At 47.9% G+C, this 21165-nt stretch carries 14 protein-coding genes; 6 read left to right on the forward strand and 8 right to left on the reverse strand.

From position 1 onward, the window contains the following. Positions 1-5 precede the first annotated feature (5 nt). The 4 genes from A4R26_RS29050 (at position 6) to A4R26_RS29065 (ending at position 5405) form a co-directional block, all read left to right on the forward strand. The gene (locus tag A4R26_RS29050; RefSeq protein ID WP_165760459.1) at positions 6-1664 is read left to right on the forward strand and encodes an ATP-binding protein; all 1659 of its coding nucleotides are present in this window, start codon (positions 6-8) and stop codon (positions 1662-1664) included. A gap of 341 nt (positions 1665-2005) precedes the next feature. Beyond that, positions 2006-2476 (forward strand): (2Fe-2S)-binding protein, encoded by a 471-nt coding sequence (locus tag A4R26_RS29055; protein ID WP_081170046.1) that lies wholly within the window; start codon positions 2006-2008, stop codon positions 2474-2476. Further along, entirely contained in the window at positions 2473-4623 is a 2151-nt protein-coding gene (locus tag A4R26_RS29060; RefSeq protein WP_081170047.1) for a xanthine dehydrogenase family protein molybdopterin-binding subunit, read from the forward strand. Before A4R26_RS29055 ends, A4R26_RS29060 begins: the two co-directional genes overlap by 4 nt. Positions 4624-4739: 116 nt before the next feature. Next, positions 4740-5405 (forward strand): hypothetical protein, encoded by a 666-nt coding sequence (locus tag A4R26_RS29065; RefSeq protein WP_207625847.1) that lies wholly within the window; start codon positions 4740-4742, stop codon positions 5403-5405. A 65-nt stretch (positions 5406-5470) separates the two neighbouring features. Here the strand turns inward: A4R26_RS29065 and A4R26_RS29070 are convergent, their stop codons facing one another. After that, entirely contained in the window at positions 5471-6781 is a 1311-nt protein-coding gene (locus tag A4R26_RS29070; RefSeq protein ID WP_165760460.1) for an IPT/TIG domain-containing protein, read from the reverse strand. Between the two features lie 298 nt (positions 6782-7079). On the opposite strand from A4R26_RS29070, the gene A4R26_RS29075 reads away from it, so the two are divergent. Continuing rightward, on the forward strand, positions 7080-8339 hold the full coding sequence (locus tag A4R26_RS29075; RefSeq protein WP_081170049.1) for a DUF3108 domain-containing protein: 1260 nt from the start codon (positions 7080-7082) through the stop codon (positions 8337-8339). Between the two features lie 130 nt (positions 8340-8469). On the opposite strand, the gene A4R26_RS29080 is transcribed toward A4R26_RS29075, so the two are convergent. The 6 genes from A4R26_RS29080 to A4R26_RS29105 all read right to left on the reverse strand — a co-directional run bounded on the left by A4R26_RS29080 (position 8470) and on the right by A4R26_RS29105 (position 19237). Then, on the reverse strand, positions 8470-9903 hold the full coding sequence (locus tag A4R26_RS29080; RefSeq protein ID WP_081170056.1) for a glycoside hydrolase family 28 protein: 1434 nt from the start codon (positions 9901-9903) through the stop codon (positions 8470-8472). A gap of 160 nt (positions 9904-10063) precedes the next feature. Further along, the gene (locus A4R26_RS29085; RefSeq protein ID WP_081170050.1) at positions 10064-12394 is read right to left on the reverse strand and encodes a GH92 family glycosyl hydrolase; all 2331 of its coding nucleotides are present in this window, start codon (positions 12392-12394) and stop codon (positions 10064-10066) included. A gap of 216 nt (positions 12395-12610) precedes the next feature. After that, complete coding sequence (locus tag A4R26_RS29090) at positions 12611-13471, reverse strand: ROK family protein (RefSeq protein ID WP_081170051.1); 861 nt, start codon at positions 13469-13471, stop codon at positions 12611-12613. A 46-nt stretch (positions 13472-13517) separates the two neighbouring features. After that, positions 13518-14936 carry a sugar porter family MFS transporter gene (locus tag A4R26_RS29095; RefSeq protein ID WP_081170052.1) on the reverse strand — a complete coding sequence of 473 codons (1419 nt, stop codon included), beginning with the start codon at positions 14934-14936 and terminating at the stop codon, positions 13518-13520. A 140-nt stretch (positions 14937-15076) separates the two neighbouring features. Continuing rightward, positions 15077-17392, reverse strand: coding sequence for a GH92 family glycosyl hydrolase (locus A4R26_RS29100; protein ID WP_081170053.1), 2316 nt, complete (start codon positions 17390-17392; stop codon positions 15077-15079). A 9-nt stretch (positions 17393-17401) separates the two neighbouring features. Then, positions 17402-19237 (reverse strand): class I mannose-6-phosphate isomerase, encoded by a 1836-nt coding sequence (locus tag A4R26_RS29105; RefSeq protein WP_081170054.1) that lies wholly within the window; start codon positions 19235-19237, stop codon positions 17402-17404. Positions 19238-19437: 200 nt separating this feature from the next. Between A4R26_RS29105 and A4R26_RS29110 the strand changes: the two genes are divergently transcribed. Then, a complete protein-coding gene (locus tag A4R26_RS29110; RefSeq protein ID WP_081170057.1) occupies positions 19438-20169 on the forward strand; it encodes a GntR family transcriptional regulator in 732 nt (243 codons plus the stop codon). Positions 20170-20272: 103 nt separating this feature from the next. Here the strand turns inward: A4R26_RS29110 and A4R26_RS35240 are convergent, their stop codons facing one another. Next, positions 20273-20431: a hypothetical protein gene (locus tag A4R26_RS35240; RefSeq protein WP_165760461.1), complete on the reverse strand. Its 159-nt coding sequence runs from the start codon at positions 20429-20431 to the stop codon at positions 20273-20275. Between the last annotated feature and the right edge of the window lie 734 nt (positions 20432-21165).

A 21165-nucleotide genomic window follows, 5' to 3' on the forward strand; every position in this document is an offset into this window, starting at 1 on the left:
CAACTTTGAAGCGTAACATTGTTATACATCGTAAGATAACATGGTTATTACTGTTCTCTATTGCCTCACTTGCCGTGGCTTACTGGTTCATCTATGCCAGTGAAAGAAATATCGACAAAACCAATCTACGCATCAGCAGCACTCATGCCATCATCGAAACGGTACAGGCATCAATAACATCAGTTGCTGAAACCGGCACCATTACTCCCCCACTGTTTAACTCGCTTGACCTGCTTTGCCGCGCCAATAACGACTTAACCGCCTCTTTGCCCGTTTTACACCGGCTTGTTTCAACCCAACAACCTGCAGCCGAACTAAAAGCATTACTCTATACAATGCTGGAAGAAGAAAAAAGATCGCTGACCGAAAGACAGCAGACGAATGAAAAGGTGATAAAACAGGTGACAACGGGCATGTATTTCGGCAGAACCGGCGCCTTTCTGTTCGTAGTGATCATTTTACTGATGCTGAACAAAGACATCAACCGCCGCAAGACCACCCAGCAGAAATTGATAGAAGCCATTGAAGAGGCCAAAAAGGCAAAAAGAATGCAGGAACAGTTCCTGGCCAATATGAGCCATGAAATAAGAACGCCTATGAACGGCATCAAGGGCATGACCGATCTGCTGCTGGAAACACCGCTTGCTGAAAAACAACAGGACATGGCAGCGATGATAAAACGTTCCATCAACACCCTGCTTGTGGTGATCAACGACATTCTCGATTTCTCCAAAATAAAAGCCGGCAAACTGCATATCGAAAAAATAAACCTTAACATAAAAGAAGTGATCGGCAATACCGTGTCGCTTTTTTCACATCAGCTGCAAACAAAAGGTTTGCCCTTGCAGATAAACATCGACCCCAACATTCCCGAACATCTTACCGGCGATCCGCACCGGCTGAACCAGATCCTGAACAACCTGCTCAGCAATGCTATCAAGTTCACCACCGAAGGGCACATAAACATTACGGTCGCAATACAAAAACAAACGGTTGATACCATGACGCTCGCGTTCACGATAACCGATACCGGCGTGGGTATACCGGAAGACAGCATTACTTACATCTTCGATAGTTTTTCGCAGGCCTCACAGGATATTTCAAGGCGTTTTGGCGGAACCGGCCTGGGCCTTACCATTTGCAAACAATTGCTGCAGTTACAGGGCGGCGACATTTCCGTACAAAGCGCCGTTGGAAAAGGCTCCAGTTTTCAATTCTACCTCCCGTTCGACATAAACAATACACCGGCAGCTGAAATGCCTGCACTGCCCGGCAAACCCGAACACGACCATCCGCTAACCGGCAAACAGGTTCTTGTTGCCGAAGACAATGAAATAAACCAGAAACTGATAGAATTCGTGCTGCGCAAGGCCGGCGGCACCGTTACCATTGCAAATAATGGTGAAGAGGCCATTCAGCTTTTGCAACAGAATAATCTTTACGACCTCATTATAATGGACCTGCAAATGCCAAAGATGGACGGTTATGCCACCACGTATTATATCCGCAATAATCTCCGCCTGAAAATTCCCATCATTGCCATGACGGCCACCGCCATGAAAGATGAACAATGGCAATGCCTGCATGCCGGTATGAATGAATATATGACCAAACCTTTTGAATTTGCAGAGTTGTACAAAAGGATAGCGCATTTGGTTGATTAAGGCAGAAGGCTAAAGACTGAATGCTAAAGGCTGAATGCGGATTCCTGAATTCAGGCTTCCTGCAATTATTCGGGCCACGCATTTCGGAGGCAGGCTTTAAGCCTTCATTCAGCCTTAAGCGTTCATCAAAACTGTTTGAATCTTGCAACTACTTGTTTGAATTGATCAATGATCGATCATGACAGCCTGCGTAATTTAGTATCCTGTTAGCACTCCCTATTTCCTCTCGGCAATTTGATAATAATGTCAGCAATTAGTTTTGAGGCCCGCGCCTTTACTTCTTGCCAATTGCTTATTGCCAGTTGCCAATTGAACATCGCTCTTTCAAAATTTTTATCATTATGATCAAACTAACAGTCAATGGCCAGCCTTATACGGTTGATGTAGAGCCTACCATGCCTCTACTTTGGGTGATTCGTGATGTACTGCATTTAACCGGCACCAAATATGGCTGCGGTATGGCTCAATGCGGCGCCTGTACCGTGCATTTGAACGGAGATGCGGTTCGCTCCTGCGTAACACCGGTAAAGCGGGCAGAGAACCAGACAATAATCACTATCGAAGGGCTTTCAACCGATGTCACTCATCCCCTGCAACAAGCCTGGATCGCAGAAGATGTACCGCAATGCGGTTATTGCCAGAGCGGACAGCTCATGGCGGCAGCAGTGTTGCTAAAAGAAAAACCAAACCCCACCGATCAGGATATCGACGATGCCATGAGCGGCAATATCTGTCGCTGCGGCACCTATCAACGCGTGCGTAAAGCCATTCATCATGCAGCCAGTCTGCAAAAACAGGGAGGTACACAATGAGCAATACATTAAGCCGCCGCCGCTTTATACAAGCCGGCGGCACCATTACCGGCGGTTTGCTGATCTCTTTCTTTATTCCCGCCGGCGCAAAAAAGCTGGGCGACCTGCCCGCAGGCAACACCATGTTCGCGCCGAATGCATTTTTGAATATCCTGACCGACAATAACGTAAAGATCGTGCTGTCGCATGTTGAAATGGGCCAGGGCATCTGGACCACCCTGCCCATGCTGATCGCTGAAGAGCTCGATTGCGACTGGAATAAAGTAACGGTAGAACATGCACCCCCGGGGCAACCATTCGTGCATACCGTTTACGGTATACAAATCACCGGCGGCTCCAGTTCCACCTGGTCTGAATTCGATCGCTACCGCAATGCAGGCGCAACCGCCAGGGCCATGCTTATAGAAGCCGGCGCAAAAAAAATGAACGTCGATACCGCCAACTGCAGAACCGAAAAAGGATTTGTAATTGCCGGCGATAAACGCATCAGCTATGGTGAACTTACCGAAGCAGCCGGTAAACTGCCGCCGCCAGCGAATGTTACATTGAAAGACAAAAAAGACTGGCAGTATCTTGGCAAACCAACCAAACGCCTCGATGCAAAAGCAAAAGTAAACGGACAGGCAGCATTCGGGCTCGATGTATATTTTCCCGGTATGCTCACAGCCGTTGTTGCGCATGCACCGGTGTTTGGCGGAACCGTTCGCTCATTTGACGCAACCGCAGCCAAAACGGTGAAGGGTGTGCGTGAAGTAATAAAAATCCCAACCGGTATAGCGGTTATCGCCGATCATTTCTGGGCAGCGAAAAAAGCAAGGGATGTACTGAAGATAGAATGGAACAATGGCCCGGGCGAAAACTTCAGCACCGCCGGTCTGTTCGAATCATATAAAAAACTCGCGGCCGCCAAAGGTATTCCGGCGGGCAATGCCGGCAACGTAGATACGGCATTGCCCGCCACAAAAAAACAACTGAACGCTACCTATCAATTCCCTTACCTGGCCCATGCGCCCATGGAACCGCTTAACTGTACTGTTAAGTTAGACGCTAACTCCTGCGAAATATGGACCGGCACCCAATTGCCGATGCATGACCAGGCCGTAGCGGCCAAAATACTTGGGTTCAAACCTGATCAGGTAAAAATAAACATTCAATTCCTGGGCGGCGGTTTTGGCAGAAGGGCAACGCCTACCTCCGATTTCGTAGCCGAAGCAGTAGAGATAGCCAGGGCAAGCAAAAAATTCATTAAACTGGTATGGTCACGCGAAGATGATATCCGCGGCGGTTATTACCGGCCTGCATTTTTGCACCAGGTAAATATCGGTATCGGCGAAAATGGCCTGCCTGCCGCCTGGAAACATACTCTTGTCGGCCAGTCGATCTTTAAAGGTACTCCATTCGAAGGCTGGATGAAAGACGGGATAGACAATACCGCCGTTGAAGGCGTAAATGACTCGCCGTACCTTCAATCGGTTCCCAACTATAATATTGATCTGCATCTACCAACCGCACCGGTATCGGTACTCTGGTGGCGATCGGTAGGCCATACCCATACCGCATTTGTTATGGAAACGCTGATCGATGAACTGGCGCATGAAGCAGGCCAAGACCCCGTTGCATACCGCCGGGCTTTATTGAAAAGTAAACGGCATCTCGATGTTTTGAACCTGGTGGCGGAGAAATCGGGCTGGAACGATCCGCTGCCGGCCGGCCGTTTTCGTGGCATAGCCGTGCACGAATCATTTGCCAGCTTTGTGGCGCAGGTAGCGGAGATCTCCATTGAACAGGGCCATTTGAAAGTACACCGCGTAGTTTGCGCCATCGATTGCGGCCTGGCCATAAACCCCGAAGGCGTACGCGCACAAATGGAAAGCGGGATCATCTTTGGCCTTACAGCCGTATTGTATGGAGATATCACCCTGGAGAAAGGCCGCGTTAAACAGCGGAATTTCCACGACTATAAAATGCTGCGCATGAATGAAACGCCGCTAATGGAAATACACATTGCCGATAGTACCGAAAAAATGGGCGGCGCCGGAGAACCGGGCGTGCCGCCGCTGGCGCCGGCCATTGCCAATGCCATTTTCGCGGCTACCGGTAAACGGGTGAGAAGGCTGCCTTTAGAACGCTCAATGCTTAACGCTTAAAGCGCAACGCTTGTCCGCCATGGCAGGGCATGCGCAAAACCGGAACTAAAAACTATGAACTATGAACTGTGAACTATGAACTATGAACTATGAACTGTGAACTAAAAACCAAGAACATGAAAATCGGTTGGTATAAACATACAAGACCAGGCAATATCACAATTTGCGCCACGGCCATTACCATACTTTTAACCGCAGCGGCAATGCTGTCGTTCAGGAACGGGGACGATAAATACAAAAGCTGGAATGAGCTGAAAGCGCTAACGGCGCGGTACAGCCTCGTTTCGGAAAATGCATTTATGCAGGTGTACAAAGTGCTGATGTCGCCCCGGTGTATGAACTGTCACCCCTCGGGTGATGTACCTTTGAACGGCGACGACAATCATTTGCATCCGCAGGGCGTAAAACGCGGTGAAGATGGCAAAGGCCTGTATGCATTGAAGTGTACCAATTGTCATCAAACGCAAAATACCCCGGGGCTGAACATGCCGCCGGGCACAACGGAAGAATGGCATTTGCCGCCTGCCAACATGAAGATGGTTTTCCAGGGAAAAACCGCCCATGAACTGGCAACGCAGTTAAAAGACACGAATCAGAATGGCGGTAAATCGCCGCACGATATGCTGGAACATGTGAAAACCGATCTCGTTAAATGGGGATGGAAACCCGGTGATGGCAGAACCACACCGCCCCTCTCCTATGCCGTGTTTACAAAACAGTGGAACCTCTGGATCAATAGCGGCGCCGTTGCGCCGGCAGCCAGAGAGAAACTGGCGAAATAGGAATACCTGGAAATTAAGGGTGAGTTTCCGGCAACCGGTTGGAGACCCACCCTTTATAAAACCACCTACTCCTTCACTATCTTTTTGATCTTCTTGTTATACGCATCTGAAATATAAAAGATCATTTTTCCGTTACTATCTTTTGTGATCACGATCCCTTCTGGCCTTGTAATAAAAACCGTTTGCGCCGGTCCTTCCTGCTCACCCGTTCCGATATTGTTGCCGGCAAAGTTCGACTCTACCCCGGCCGGTGTATACTTCTTTATTTTTCCCATACCGCTGTAAGTAACATACACGTTCTTATCATCATCGATGGCCACATGCGTGGGCATGAAGTTCAAACTTAACGATCCGCCAATAGTAGTAATGGTACCGTCTGGCATCATTTTACGCATCCTGCCGCCGCCTTTTTCTGTAATGAACAAATTGCCATCGGTATCAAAAGCCATACTTCCCGGCCCGGGTATGCCTGCCTGTAATCCCTTACCATCACTGCTGGTTTGCTGACCATTGCCTGCAATGGTTGTTACAGTTGCGGTTGCCAGTTCAATTTGCCTGATCACATGATTATTATGATCGCCCACCAGCAAATGCGTACCGGCATTATTGATGGTTAATCCATATGGCATACTGAAACGGGCATCGGCGCCGGTACCGTCTGCATACCCAAAGTCGCCTGCTTTGCCCGCAAACGTGGTCACATCGCCATTGGGTGCTATTTTACGTATAGTGAAATTCATTTGATCGGCCACATATAAGTTGCCGGCGGCATCGGGCACAATGCTGGTTACCGAATTGAAACGCGCATTCACGCCATTTGCGTCAACAGCGCCCCGGCCGGCAGTGCCGGCAATGGTCGATACCACACCTTGCGGTGTGATCTTTCGGATCCTGTTCAGATCAGTTACATACATATTGCCGCTCTTATCCATGGCCATGCCCGTTGGCCATTGAAATGTTGCGCCTGCAACGGGGCCATCGATACCGCCGGTAGCACCCGTACCTGCATAGGTGTACACCCGCCATCCTATTAGATGAAAACCTTTGGTTTTTGTAACGAACTTATTATTGGCAAATACGGTGATGTCATGATCGCCCTGCGGAAGATCTGCCGGCAGCGTAACCACCAGTTGCGTGGCAGAAGCCGACTGTATGGGTGCGGTAAATGTTCCAAACCTTACCTCGTTCTGGTTTGCCGTGCCATTAAAACCGGTACCCCTGATCGTAACGGTGCCGCTTTCGGCTGCATCAGGAGATACACCGGTGATCGTAAGTGTATTGTTATTGCCGGGATCAACCGGGTTGCCGGGGTTACCGGGATTGCCCGGACCGGCAGCATCATTGCCGGATTTACTGCATGCAAATGCAAAGAACATACAACAAATTAAGCCTGCCTTTTTTATCATGACTGTGCTGACGTTTATTACCATCCAAAGATATCTGAACACCCATGGCGGCAATGGCCAATTCAGATGAACTGTAGATATTCCTGTTTGAAATGTAGCTATCAGCACAATAAAAAATACTGGAATACAGGTATTTCATCTTCATGATGCTTTGAGTAGTTTTACCGGTAAAATACTAACGATCCATAGCATTACAGCCTTATTACAACCGATTAGAAACCACCATTTATTTTGCCCAATGAGATACACCTTTTCGACACTATTTATTATGGCGTGCCTGTGTGGCCGCGCACAAACAGTTCTAACGCCCGGCGATAATGCACTTGATAAAAAGCTCATCAAAAGCGGCACGTATGAAATGGCGTGTTATGCCGAATCGAACGGTAAACAGTTTGAGGTAAGTACATTTACCATCAAGATCAATGCTACCGATAAAAACCTGGGCGTTTACACCCTGCTGCATATGACAGGTTCGAAAGATGTTTCTATCGATACCAGCATCTCCGATGCCAGTACCTTCCGGCCTGTATATCGTTCATCGAACAGCAGGAACCGGCAAATGGTAGTGAATTACGGGAAAGAGGTGACCGGTTATTATTACGACAAACAAACCAAAAAACGACATACGATCAAAGACCAGGGCAATGCCTTTTTCGATAGCTACACCTATCCATACCTCCTGGGTTTGTTACCGCTTACCACGGGTTACCGCGGCGACCTCGCCGTGTATGATTTCAAACCCGGCAACGCAACCAACACCAAGAATGCCCGAATAGAAGAGGTTAAAAGCAATTTATACAAGAGCGATCTTACCGGCGATCACAAGGTATGGCAGGTAAAGGTGTGTGAAGAAGCCACCAAAGACAGTTATGTATACTATATCGATAAAGACTCGCGCCGCATCTGGAAGATCGATATCCTTACACAGGGCCAGCGTTTACAGCTTATCGACAAAGAAACAGACTATAACCCTTTTACCACAAAATTTGATAAAGCGTACACGTTGAAAATGGTTACCGCAGGCAATTCGGTGATCCTGGGCCAGGCTTTTGCCCGTGATAATCAGAATGAGGGCCTGCTGAAAGGAATGGCGGTGCTGAACATCAATAAAAAACAATACGCCCGTACAGGTACAACGGTCATCCTGATCCCCTATACGCCTTTCTTTAAAGAATGGATGAAACTGAACGATGCATCGCGCAAAAAAGGCCGCTCCATTCCTTTGCCTAAAGAAGCGGCCGAATGTATTAAAACCACTACCGTATATGATGAAGACGGACATTTCGAGTTCACCAACCTGATGGCGGGCGAATTCTTATTGTATACTGAATTTGGCTACACGCACACATCGAGCCGCACGGAAGTGGTGGGTTATACCGATACCTATATCAATGGGATCTTCCAGGGCTCAACGGCCAGAACCACTTCGTATAATGTTGCTTCCAACGCCTCGGCCTCCATAAAAAAAACCGTGACGATCAAAAATAACGGCGATAAAGAAGAAGTGAAACTGAAGAAGACGAGGTGAGAAAGTTGACAGGTTAACAAGTTGACGGGGTTGACAAGGGATTCTGTGCGGCAGTCTTATTAATAGCTGGCTGGAAATTCAGATATTAAAAAGAAAAGCCTCAGGCGTTCCGCGCTGAGGTCTTTTTTTATTAGTTAACCAACACCTCGGGCCGTTCAACCGGACTGCCGTTGATTTTCACATTTTCCATTTTTACATCCCGCGCATGATCGATCTTAATTGGTGTATTAACCCCTTTGATGTTACAATTAACCAGGCGTAAATGCTGCACCGGCGATTCTTTATAGGCATGTACATACACGCCATATTCACCGCCGTCGGCCACCTCCAGGTTTTCTACCCAAATATTACGAATGGTGGGCATGAACCTGCCCGGCGCTTCATAAAACATATTGCAATGGATAGCGGCATCCCTGTACGTACCCACTTTGATATTTTTCATAAACACATTCTCTATAATTCCACCTCTCGAAGAACTGGTTTTGATCCGCAGCACCCGGTCGAGCTCGGGACTGTCCATAGTACAGTTGATGGCGTAAATATTACGGGCGCCACCGGCTATTTCACTGCCAATCACCACACCGCCATGGCCGTCTTTCATTTCACAACCTTCAATGATATGGTTTTCCGCCGGCCGGCCGATCCTTCTGCCATCTTCATCGCGGCCCGATTTGATCGCAATACAATCGTCACCGGTATCGAAATAACAGTCTTTTATCAGCACGTTCCTGCACGCCTCGGGATCGCAACCATCGGTATTGGGGCCTTTCGCCTGTACATTCACTTTTTCTATAGTTACATTTTCGCATAATACCGGGTTCATGAACCACATGGGCGAGCTCACCATTTTCACTCCCGAGATCAGGACGTTTTTACAGTTGTAGGGCTGCAACATACTCGGGCGCAGGTAATGCCCGTCGCCAAACACTCTTTTACGCGGGTCAACATGCTGGTGCATCAGCACATGCAGCGAATCCCGCGCCTTTGTTTGTTTTGGCATGCCTTCTTTCCAGCCATATGATTTTTTGCCATTCCAGTTCCACCAGGCTTCATTGTTGGCGTTGCCATCGAGCGTGCCGGTACCGGTAATAGCGATATTCTCTTCGCCGTACGCATAGATCTGCGGCGAATAGTTCATACACTCCATGCCTTCCCAGCGGGTAAACACGATGGGGTAATCTTTCGGGTCCTGGCTGAAAAGAATAGTAGCGTTATCCTGTAAATGAAGGTTTACATTGCTTTTGAGATAAATGGGCGCAGTAAGCCATTTACCTGCAGGCACCACTACCCTGCCGCCGCCATTGGCGCTGCAGGCTGCTATCGCTTTTTTGAATGCTTCAGAATTTTTTGTAATACCATCACCCTTGGCGCCATAATCGGTAATGTTATAATCCCTGTTCTTAAATACAGGCGCCTTGATGAGTTTACGCAATTGTTCTATTTCCTGTAACGGTTGTTTTGATGAAGTCCACACTGTAGATTGTCCTTTAGCATTAAATGTAAATAGTATGAAAACGGCAAAGGCAATCTTTGGAAGACTGACCCGGTAGTTTTTGTAAGTCATAGCTTCTTTTAAATACATGCAAACGATTCGGGCCGTAAAATTAGGGCATTTTACGCATGAACCGGCATGCATTTCGAAGCGCTGGCGTTATAATAATGCAAAAAAGGCCTTGTAAGTGTGCCACACCTTCGAGGTGTGGCACACTTAACTAATATCCAGATCAATACTTATCAACGGGTTTATCGCCCATATTTACCACCAGCTTCCCGCCTTTTGTTATTTCGGCAAATGAAACGAACGGTTTGTGCAGCGGTTTCCCATTGCATTGCATTGATTGAATGTACATGTGCTCACAGGAATTGTTCTTTGTTTCAATCACAAACTCTTTACCGGCATAATATTTTTGATTGAGCTGAATGGTGATCTTATTGAACAAAGGGGCAGCAATTCCCATTTGGGTTTGCGGGTCGGTCAACCCTTTTACATCGAATAAACCAAGTGCGGCCATTACATACCAGGCGCCCAGCTGGCCCTGGTCTTCATCCTGACCGAAACCATAGCCATGTACCGGTTCGGTGCCATAGAATTTGTTACAGATCAACCGCACCCATTTTTGTGTTAAGGATGGTTTGCCCGAAAAATTGAAGAGCCAGGAGATATGCAGCCCCGGCTGGTTGCCATGATTGTACACACCGGCAATTCCGGCAAAAGCGTCAATATTGGCGCCGCCGCCAAACATGGCTTTTTCCGAAATGGTAAAGGTGCTGTCGAGCCTTTCATTGAAAGTACCGGCGCCTACTTTGGCAATCAATGCCTGCGGTTCATGCGGAACAAAATACGTGTATTGCAAGGCATTGCCTTCCTGGAATCCGCGCCACGGCTGCGAGGGATCGAAATTATCGATAAACGAGCCATCCGTTTTTTTAGGCCGCACCAGTTTCAACTTCGCGTCGAACAAATGCTCCCACCCTTTCGACAATCGCAAGAATGTTTTGTGATCGGCCTGCTTACCAAGGCGTTTTGCCCATTGCGCCATAGCATATGCGCTGAATGAATATTCCAGGGTGTGTGATGCAGAGAACTTCCATACTTCTTCCCAGCTGTTGCCATTATCTAAATGGTTTACATAACCGTATTTTACAAAACTGTCTACATCGAGTTTGCCTGCGCCGCGCGGCCGGTCCTTTCCTTCCAGTTCATTCTTTCTCGCTGCCGCATACGCCTGCTGAATATCGAAATCTTTTATGCCGGCCATATAGGCGCCCGAGAAAACGATACTCACCATATTGGTTCCTACGCCCGATACGAACCGGCTGTTGGCAATCCCATCTGCCAGCCAGCCGGCATCTTTATAGATCAGCAGCTGGCTTTTTATAAAATCAGCATAATATTCGGGATAGGCCAGCGCCCACAATTGCGTAAGGTTCCAGTAAGCACCCCAAACCGCATCGGTATTGTAATGATTATGCATGGGCACACCCTTTTTATCGAGCGCTATCTGTCCTACCCCGCCGTCATTCTTCGGGTAGGCGCCGTTTACATCACTGGCCAGTCCACGCCCCAGCAAGGCATGATACAAACCGGTGTAGAATTTAGTAGCGCTGGCTTTATCGCTTGTTTCTATTTTTATACGGCCAAGGTATTGCTCCCAGGTTTCCATAGCCTGCTGCCTGGCAGCATCAAACGACAAAGCGCCTGCTTCCTGTTGCAGGTTCAGTCGTGCATTGTCAATGGAAGTATACGATAAACCGGCCTTGATGGTGACAGCCTCCTGTTCATTGGTAGAAAAAGTAAGATACAGTCCTGCGCCTTTGCCGCTTGTTTCATTTTTGCCGGGCGTAACGTCATTTCCGCTGAATACGCCATACGACTGTGGCTTTTTATCCAACACCGCTGAGAAATACATGGTTACTTCAGCGCCGGGCTGGTATTTCTGAATGAACACGGGCAGTGTGGTTACATACCCTTCAATACGGCCATCAGCATTCATGTATACTTTAGCATCTTTCACCGCACCGCTTTCGCCCTGTTTGTTACCTATATCGAACAGGATATGCGCTTCATTGGTTTTCGGAAAAGTATAGCGGTGAAACGCCACTCTTTTTGTTGCCGTTAATTCGGCTTTGACGTTATAATCCTTCAGCAATACCGAATAATACCCTGCTGTAGCCGTTTCGTCTTTTTTATCGAAGCGGGAACGGTAACCATCATCGGGATTTTCGAGTTTGCCGGGTGTTGTTTGCAATTGACCGGTAATGGGTGCGAATACTATACCGCCTACCTGGAACTCATGAAAATTGGGAAAGCCTTCTATCGACTCGTGCCGGGTATCGTAACCGGTGGCCTCCCAGCCATGCATATTCCCGTACGAACCGTTTGTTGCCGGTGATGGCTTGGCCATTCCAAATGGAACAGCGCCCGGGGTATAATGGAACCACCGGCAATGCGCCGTGCCTATATTGGGATCGACATATTGAGAAAGACCGGCTGCAGTTTGCGCCAGGCATTTTACACTTACAGAAGCGACAATGACAAACAATATTTTTTTCAAAACGTTTAATTTTGGATCAGTAATACTTTTATTTGAAGAATAAACTCTTTGGTTTCGGCAAACGTGAAAAGCCCTATTCTCGTGCCTAATACCTATCTGCCGGCATGTGGCAATAGCGAAAGCCGGATATTCGTCAATATATTTCGAGGGGCATAAGATCGCATATTAGCATCAACAATCGCGAACCTTTCACGTTTCACGTTTGCCGTTTCACGATCAGCCACTCCCCATCGCCGCCGCCCCCACCATAGCCGCCTGCTCACCCAGCACAGAGGTGGTGATACGCACTTCGGGAAAACGTTTTCCAACGCCGGCCAGCAATGCATCTTTGAACAGTGGATACGACTGTGCGATATTTCCGCCAATAACGACTGCTGTTGCGCCGGTGCTTTCGATAAACCGGGTTAAGAATACAGCCAGGTTATTGCCGAATTCATTGAACAGGGTTCTTACCAGTTCGTCATGCATGGCCATGCCGGCAAGTTCCTTAACACCGCTTACCGGGCTTCCGCTAATGGCAGAATACCGTTTTACGAACCAGCGGGTACTGAGGTAATCTTCAGCTATACCTTCGTGTAAGGGCATATTCCACAGATCGGCGCTTGTTGCATGCCCGTCTTTATAAACGGCTGTTCCCAAACCGGTGCCTAATGTTACACTGATCACCGGCCGGTTACCGCTTACGCTGCCGGAAAACACTTCGCCCTGTAAAAAACAGGCGGCATCGTTGTTTATGAAAATGGCCGCCGGTTCCATATCCAGCGTCTGCGCCAGCATCGTCTTTACATTCAGTCCGAATAACTTCGGGTATTTATTCTGATCACTGATCAAACTAATACCTTCTTTATAGTTGAACGGACCGGGCATGGCGAGGCAGATGGTTGCCACGGGTTTGTTTTGCATTGCCTGTTTTATACAGGCCGCCCAAATACTTATCACCTCCTGTGCTGCAGCCATTGAATCTACATGCATGCGCACCAGCGAAGTGCTGATCAGTTGCCTGCCGCCTACATCGATCTTCGCCGCCGTAATATGCGATCCGCCGATATCGGCTCCTATAACAATTGAATGGTCCATGCTTTCGAAAACTGTTTATAGATGGTTTTTCATTTTTTTCAATTCATCAATGCCCCACTGGTGTGCCATACAGGTCGGCATCGGCTTTTTCTTTCCAGTCTTTTTCAATTTGCTCCAGCGATTTGCCCTTTGTTTCCGGCAACAATTTGTAAACCGTAATAAAGGCGATCAAACAAAACAAAGCAAACAACCAGAATGTAAATGCCGTGCCTATGCTTTCGAGTAAGATGGGCGTCAACTGGCCAACGATGGTATCGGCCACCCACATTACCATTATGCTAATGGCCATTGCGCGGCCGCGGATAGGACCGGGAAAGATCTCTGCCGCTACCACAAACTTCAATGGCCCTATTGAAAATGCAAATGAGGCCATGAATGCCAGCACGCAAACCAGCAATGCCCAGCCGGTGGTGGCGCCGGTATAAAAACAAATACCGGTTGCCAGCAAACTAACGAACGCGCCCACCGTACCGGCAAGGTATAACGGCCGGCGGCCGAGGCTGTCGACTTTCCAGATGGCGATCAACGTGAACAACATATTGGCGCCGCCAAAAATGATCTGGCTTAACAAAGAATTGCTCAACGACACACCTGCATTGCTCAGGATACTGGGACCATAATAGATAATGGCATTGATACCGCTGAATTGGGAGAACAACGGCAACAGGATGCCAATGATCAGCGCCTTGCGCCATTTCGGTTCCAGCAGGGTTTTGTATGATATTCTTTTTTCTTTCTGCATTTGCCTTCCCTGTTGTAAACTGGCCTTTGCTTCTATTGCATTGTTGATGCGGTTGAGAATGGTCGTCGCTTCCTGCTCCCGCTGGTGTTGTATCAACCAGCGTGGGCTTTCAGGAACCATCATTAACCCAAGCGCAAACAACACGGCTGGTATTACCCCTATCCCAAACATGCCGCGCCATACTTCAGTTACCAATACGGTGTGCATTAAACCGGTAGTATCACCGGTATGTGCGAGCGCATAATGCAATAAGGCGGAATTGGTTAAATAAGCAACCAGGATCCCCAGCGTTATGGCAAACTGGTAATAAGTTACCAGCCTTCCGCGAATGCGCGCCGGCGCGATCTCTGAAATATACAGGGGCACTACATTCGAAGCAAGGCCAATGCCTATTCCGCCAACCATGCGCGCTGCAATAATACCGGTTAAGCCTGGCAATAACGAACAGCCGAGCGCAGACAATAAGAAAAGGATGGCAGCCACGATCAGGGGTTTCTTTCTGCCCAACCTGTCGCTTAGCTCTCCCGAGATGGCAACGCCAATGATACAACCCACCAATGCGCTCGACACAAACCAGCCTTTTTCAAAAGAAGTGAGCACAAACTGCTTTTCTATTAGTGGCAGAATACCCGATACCACGGCCATATCGAACCCAAACAGGAAACCGCCCAGCGATGCTACCAGCGTTATTATAAATAGATAAGCTGTTTTATTCTTTACCATTTTTATTCTTTATTTCTAAATTGTATTTAAGCGGTATCAGGCTACAGGCTTAACGCTGAATGCTTAAGGCTTAACGCAAAATACAAATACAAAGATGCTTTTCGTTCGGCGTTTAGCGTTTTGCCTTCAGCCTTCAGCTTTCAGCGTTTAGCATTCGACATGGAAGGCGGTGCATCGCCCGGTTTGCTGCCCCAGTTCGTATTGGGTTCAGGACCCATTTCCAGCACCAGAGAACCACCATCAACCAGGTCGGCATGATAAAACCAGGGTTTTGTCAATGGTTTTCCATCGAGCCTGGCCGACTGTATATACCGGTTTGTATCACTTACATTATGCGCTTCGATGGTAAATGTTTTACCCGGGTAATAGGTTGGATCGAGCGCAATGGTCGTCTTTTCAAAGATCGGACTGCCGATCTCATAAAATGGCTTTACCGAAGCGCCGCCATCTGTCTGGAACAAACCCATTGCCGCCATCACATACCAGGCGCCCATTTGTCCTTCATCCTCATCGCCCAGCCAGCCATGTAATGGCGTTGACCCATAATACCGGTTCATGATCTCACGCGTATAATGTTGCGTAAGCCAGGGTTTGCCGGAATAATTGAATAACCAGGCAGCCTGCATGTTAGGCTGGTTGCCGTGATTGATGGGAATACGATCGTACAGGTCGCCCTCCGCATTGAAATTATACCGCGCCGACTTTTTGAATCCATCTTCGAGGCGGTTGTTGAACTCATCTTTACCCATCAGGTTCAATATTCCCTGTACATCATGCGGATTGAAGAAACTGTATTGCCAGGCATTGCCCTCAAGGTAACCCGGACCACTGAACGAGGTACAGCAATACGGGTTCCAGTCTTTCACCCACGATCCGTCGCGGTGTTTCATGCGGATGAATTTGGTAGCGGTATCAAAAACATTTTTATAATTACCGGCCCGTTTAATGAACAGTTCGTATTCTTTTTTCTTTCCCAGCGCCTTGGCCAGCTGCGATACACACCAGTCGTCATACGCATACTCAAGCGTATTCGACACCTGTCCCTCTTCTGTTGGCACGTAGCCCAGCTTCATATACGACTCAAAGAACTTATTTCCTGCATAGCCGTTCTCAGGCGTTACAACCCCGGGTGTTGTTTGCTGATGCAGCATGGCTTTGAATGCATTCTCCACATCGAAATCGCGGATGCCTTTTTGATAAGCGCCTACGATCAGTGCGATCTCGTGCGAAGCTTCCATAATGCCGGAATACTCAATACCCGCCGGCCCCTTTGGCAGCCAGCCGCCGGTATTATAGATAGCTAAAAATGATTTTACCCATTTGCTGGTAAGATCGGGATTTACCAGCGCCCATAACTGGTTCAGGTTCCAGAAAGTATTCCATAACGCATCGCAACCGTAAATGGGTGAATCGGGATTACCGTCCTGCACTTTTTCATTTACATCAACATATTTTCCATTCACATCGCTCCAGGTAGTGCGGGCCACATACGAACGGTACATGTTGGTATAGAATTTCTTCTTTTCTTCTTCCGTTCCGCCCTGCACCTGTATTTTGCTCAACATGCCATTCCATACCTTCTTTGCATTGCTGCGCACGGCATCGAAATCCCAGTTAAATGGGTTCATTTCCGTTTCGAGGTTCAACCTTGCCTGTTCTATGCTTACCAGTGAAATAGCCGTTTGCATCAACAGCACCTCACCCTTTTTTGTATTGAAGTCGGCAAATGCCCCCATACTGCCCTTGCCGGCCACTTCTTTTACGTCCCTGAGATGCTGGTTGCCTTTCCAGCCGCCGAAATGTTCAATGGGTTTATTAAAGCGCGCTATGAAATGAACGGTGTATTCGTTCCAGCTCCACTTTTGTTTTGAATAACCCTCTATTTCCCGGTCGGTGACCCTGGTGATCTTTGCATCGAGTATCTCAGCCGTATTCTCGAAGGGAATATCGAGGTCGAGCAGGATATGCAGCTCTTCTTCTTCAGGTGTCGTAAAGCGGAAGAAACCCGCGCGGGTAGTGCTCGTAAGCTCAGTATGAATATTGCCATTCATCAGGGTTACCGCATAATAACCCGGACTGGCCTTTTCCGTTTCCTTATAAATACGGGACCGGTAACCGGTTGTCCACCCCGTGGTAGGGCCATCGGCCGGACCGCGCCGCGTGTTCAGCGCCCCAACCGTAGGCATAACCGATAAACCGGCCATCGTCCATGAATGGATATGACTGAACCCGCCGATATTATTCAATGAATATTCATAACCCGATTTCCAAACGCCGCCCTGGTTATCGGGCGCCAACTGTACCATTCCAAAAGGCATGGTAGCGCCGGGGTTCAACATCCAGCGCGATTCTGAAGTACCCAGTAACGGGTCGGCATAATCAACCGGTTCTTTTTGCTGCGCAGCAACCGGCCCAATGCAACTGCTCATGAAGGCAAACAACAACCATTGTTTCATACGTAAGAATTATTTTAATTCTGTTATACTTTCTTTACAAAATGCCTTTACCACTTTTGCAACGCCTGTGCCTTTATTGACAAGCGTGTAACTTTTAGCGGCAGCAGGAATTACAAAAGTTTCTGCATAGCTGAAAATTGCAGCTACTCCATCGGCTGTCTCTACCGAAACCGCACTGCCTTCCACCAGCATAAGAATATGACAGGTATCATTGGTTTGAACCGTAATACGCGTTTCAAACTCGAGGCGATGCACATCGTAAAAATGCTCCGCATGGGTTGCACAATGCACCAGCTTCCAGTCGGCTCCATTATCTATTACCGATTGTTTCGAGATCAACTCTTCGGTTACGGTTTTACCCTGGCGGCTAAAATTCAGGTTTTTGAACGCATGTTCTATATTGATGGCGCGGGGCTCGCCATTGAGATCGAGCCGCAGCCAGTCGTACATTTTAAAAGTAAAGATGTAAGGCGTGGCACTGATCTCGAGCACCAGGTTATTGATACCGGCGCTGTGTACGGTACCGTTGGGAATCAGGAACAGGTCGTGCCTGGATGCGGTATGCGACTGCACATACTGATCTATCTGCACTACCTGTTTATTTGCCTTGCTGTTTTCGAGTGTTTGTTTGAAAGTAACAGGATCGATGCCTTCCTGGAAACCGAGGAATACCTGCGCATCTTCCTTACAATCGAGAATATAATAGGTTTCATCCTGGGTAATGGTTTCGCCGAAATTGTCGCGGATGTATTGTAAGGTGGGATGACATTGAATAGATAAATTACCGCCTTCCCACGTATCGAGAAAATCGAAACGGATGGGAAATTCATACCCGAACATAGCGGCGTGTTTGCCCAATATGTTTTTGTTTTCCTGGAACATCAGGCAATCGAACGACACTTCCAGTAAATTGCCATTGCTTTCAAATACCAGTCCGTTCTCAGGAACAATGAGCTCGAACGACCAGGCATAATTCACTTCATCTTTATACAGGTCTTTGATCCTGTCTTTCATCCATTGTCCGCCCCATGCGCCGGCTTCGAACCAGGGGCGCACGCGAAACACCTGTTGACTAAGGGAATGCAGGCCTGTTTTCAATGAACCGGCCAGCATCCAGTTCAACGATTCCTTCCATTGCGCATCGGCTATCACCGATATTTTGCGCAGGATCTCCTGTTTATGTTCATTCAGCACTACCCAGTCGACAAAATAGAACCGTTTATACATTTCTGCCGAACGAGTTACTTTTTTGCTTCCAAGATTGGTGACGCTGCCGGCACGCATGCGATATTGTATTTCATTCTTGGGCACATCGAGATATATTACCGGCGCTTCAACGGATGACAGTGCGGCGCCGGTTCCAAATATAACAGTGCAATCGGCGCTTTTATCAACCTGTAGTGATGCAAGCTCGTTCAGATCGAAAAAGTCAGCCAGCGTACCTTTGAACCTTGTTCCCCAAACCGAATCAGGCGTACCGAGAAATGGCGCTACCAGTTCATCAATAGCTTCTTCCTTTTTCAAACAGGTACTTACATCGTGCCAGTTCACCTGCTTTCCTTTTGCATTGAATTCCGTTTGCAGACATTGTTTTACTTCTTTCCAGAAAATTCCGCCATAGCCGTCGATTATAACTACCCGGTGGCTCAGTATCCATTGTGCCAGTGATGCATATCCGCTGAAGATCTTATCAGTGCCGAGTGAATGGTACGGATACATATTATACCCGCCACCGGCTGTTTTTCCTGCCTGTACCTGTTGCGGCAATAATGGCTGCGAACTTACCCGCCGTTTACTACCTGCGCCTTTGCTTTTACCTACAATATTCTCCGATGTTTCGTACATAGTTTACAAATTTTATTACTCTTATTTGACATTTCTAAATGAATTATTGGGTTCAACTTTACCACTATCAAAACACCACCCGCAGGCTTACCGTTCCGTACAGCGGCCATGCCAAATGTATGTACATACATATAAACATACAAACATTTCCCCGGCTTTTTTCTATTTTTGTTCCAATTCAGATTGAAAAATTAACCAGCATGAAGCTCCGCATCGATCACAAGAGTCACGTCCCACTTCATTTACAGGCCGAAGAGTTATTGCGTAATCTCATAGCCGACCCGCAGTATGCCGATGGGAAATTCCTGCCGAACGAGGTAGACCTGGCCAGGGAGTTGGCCATTTCACGCACAACGCTTCGACAGGCGTTGAACAAACTGGTGTATGAGGGTTTGTTGATACGTAAGAAAGGCATCGGCACCAGGGTGGCGGAATCGTCGGTGAGCTCAAAATCGAAGAACTGGCTAAGCTTTTCGCAGGAGATGAAGGCGCGGGGCATTCCCATCAAAAATTTCGAGCTGCATGTAAGCTGGGCGTACCCCGATGAGGCGGTAGCTAATTTTTTCGAGATCACCACGCAGAAGAAAGTGCTGAAGCTGGAAAGGCTGCGAGGCAGGCCGGAAGGGCCTTTCGTGTATTTTGTATCGTTCTTTCATCCACGCGTAGGCCTTACCGGTGAGGAGGATTTCAAACGTCCGTTGTATGAAATACTGGAGAAGGATTACCTGGTGATAGCCAACCTGTCGAAGGAAGAGATCAGCGCGAAAGCGGCAGGTAAATTCATTGCCGGCAAACTGGAAGTAGAGCCCGGCTCCCCAATCCTGTTCAGAAAAAGATTTGTGTTCGACCAGGGTGAGCGGCCGATCGAATATAACCTGGGCTATTATAAGGCAGACAGCTTTGTATATACAATTGAATCGCGGCGGGAGTAATTTGATAATTTGCTAATATGCTAGTGTGCTAATGTGTTAATGGGATGCACGTTGATAAAGTTGACAGCATTGATAAGGTGATAAAGATATACAGGCCAACCAGTTAACTCCTATCGCAGGGGATCTTGCTATCGTACCTGATATCGAGATCATGCGCAACGGTTATTTGTTGCCGCTGCAGGGCCGGCCGGCCTTTATAATCATCATAAAAATCAGCAGGCAGGGGAAAGGAAGCATTATCGAATTTATGCAGGTATTTCAATGGCGGCATCCAGTTACAATGCGGCGCTTTGTGATTGATGTTGGGCCGGCTCGCTGAAGCCTGTTGACCTTTCGCGCCAAATTGAAAACATGGTTATATAACTGCATGCAGCAGCATGACAGCCAGCAAGCGGATCGTTCTTCTCTTCATGAGCGTACCTGATGATTGGAAGTCAAAGTAATAACTTTGTACATACATAGACACAAGGGGCTACTGTTTTTTATCAATTTTAATGGGTGTTACTTTTTGCCGGTGACGAAGGGTGGAGGGAAGTTGACTTGTTGACCAGGCATCCTATGTGCGGCAGGCTGGTGGATAGTTGACGGCCAGGCAAGGCCTGTTATAAGGCAGCAAAGAAAGGGCCGGTGTTCGGAGTTGAGAAAACCAGCCATCCAAAAACTAAGAACCGGGAACCGGGAACCGGGAACCGGGAACCGGGAACCGGGAACTGAGAACTGTGAACTGAGAACTGAGACCGGGAACTGAGAACTGAGAACTGAGAACTGCGAACAGAGAACCGGGAACTGAGAACTGCGAACCGGGAACCGGGAACTGAGAACCGAGACCGGGAACTGAGAACTGAGAACTGTGAACTGTGAACCGTGAACTGCGAACGAAGAACTATGAACTGTGAACTGTGAACCGTGAACTGCGAACTATGAACTGTGAACTATGAACTGTGAACTGAACAACTGAATAACTATTTTTTTTGTACATCCGCCTGAGCAGCATTC

The sequence above is a fragment of the Niastella populi genome (assembly GCF_002078015.1).
In the GTDB taxonomy this organism is placed as follows: Bacteria; Bacteroidota; Bacteroidia; order Chitinophagales; family Chitinophagaceae; genus Niastella; species Niastella populi.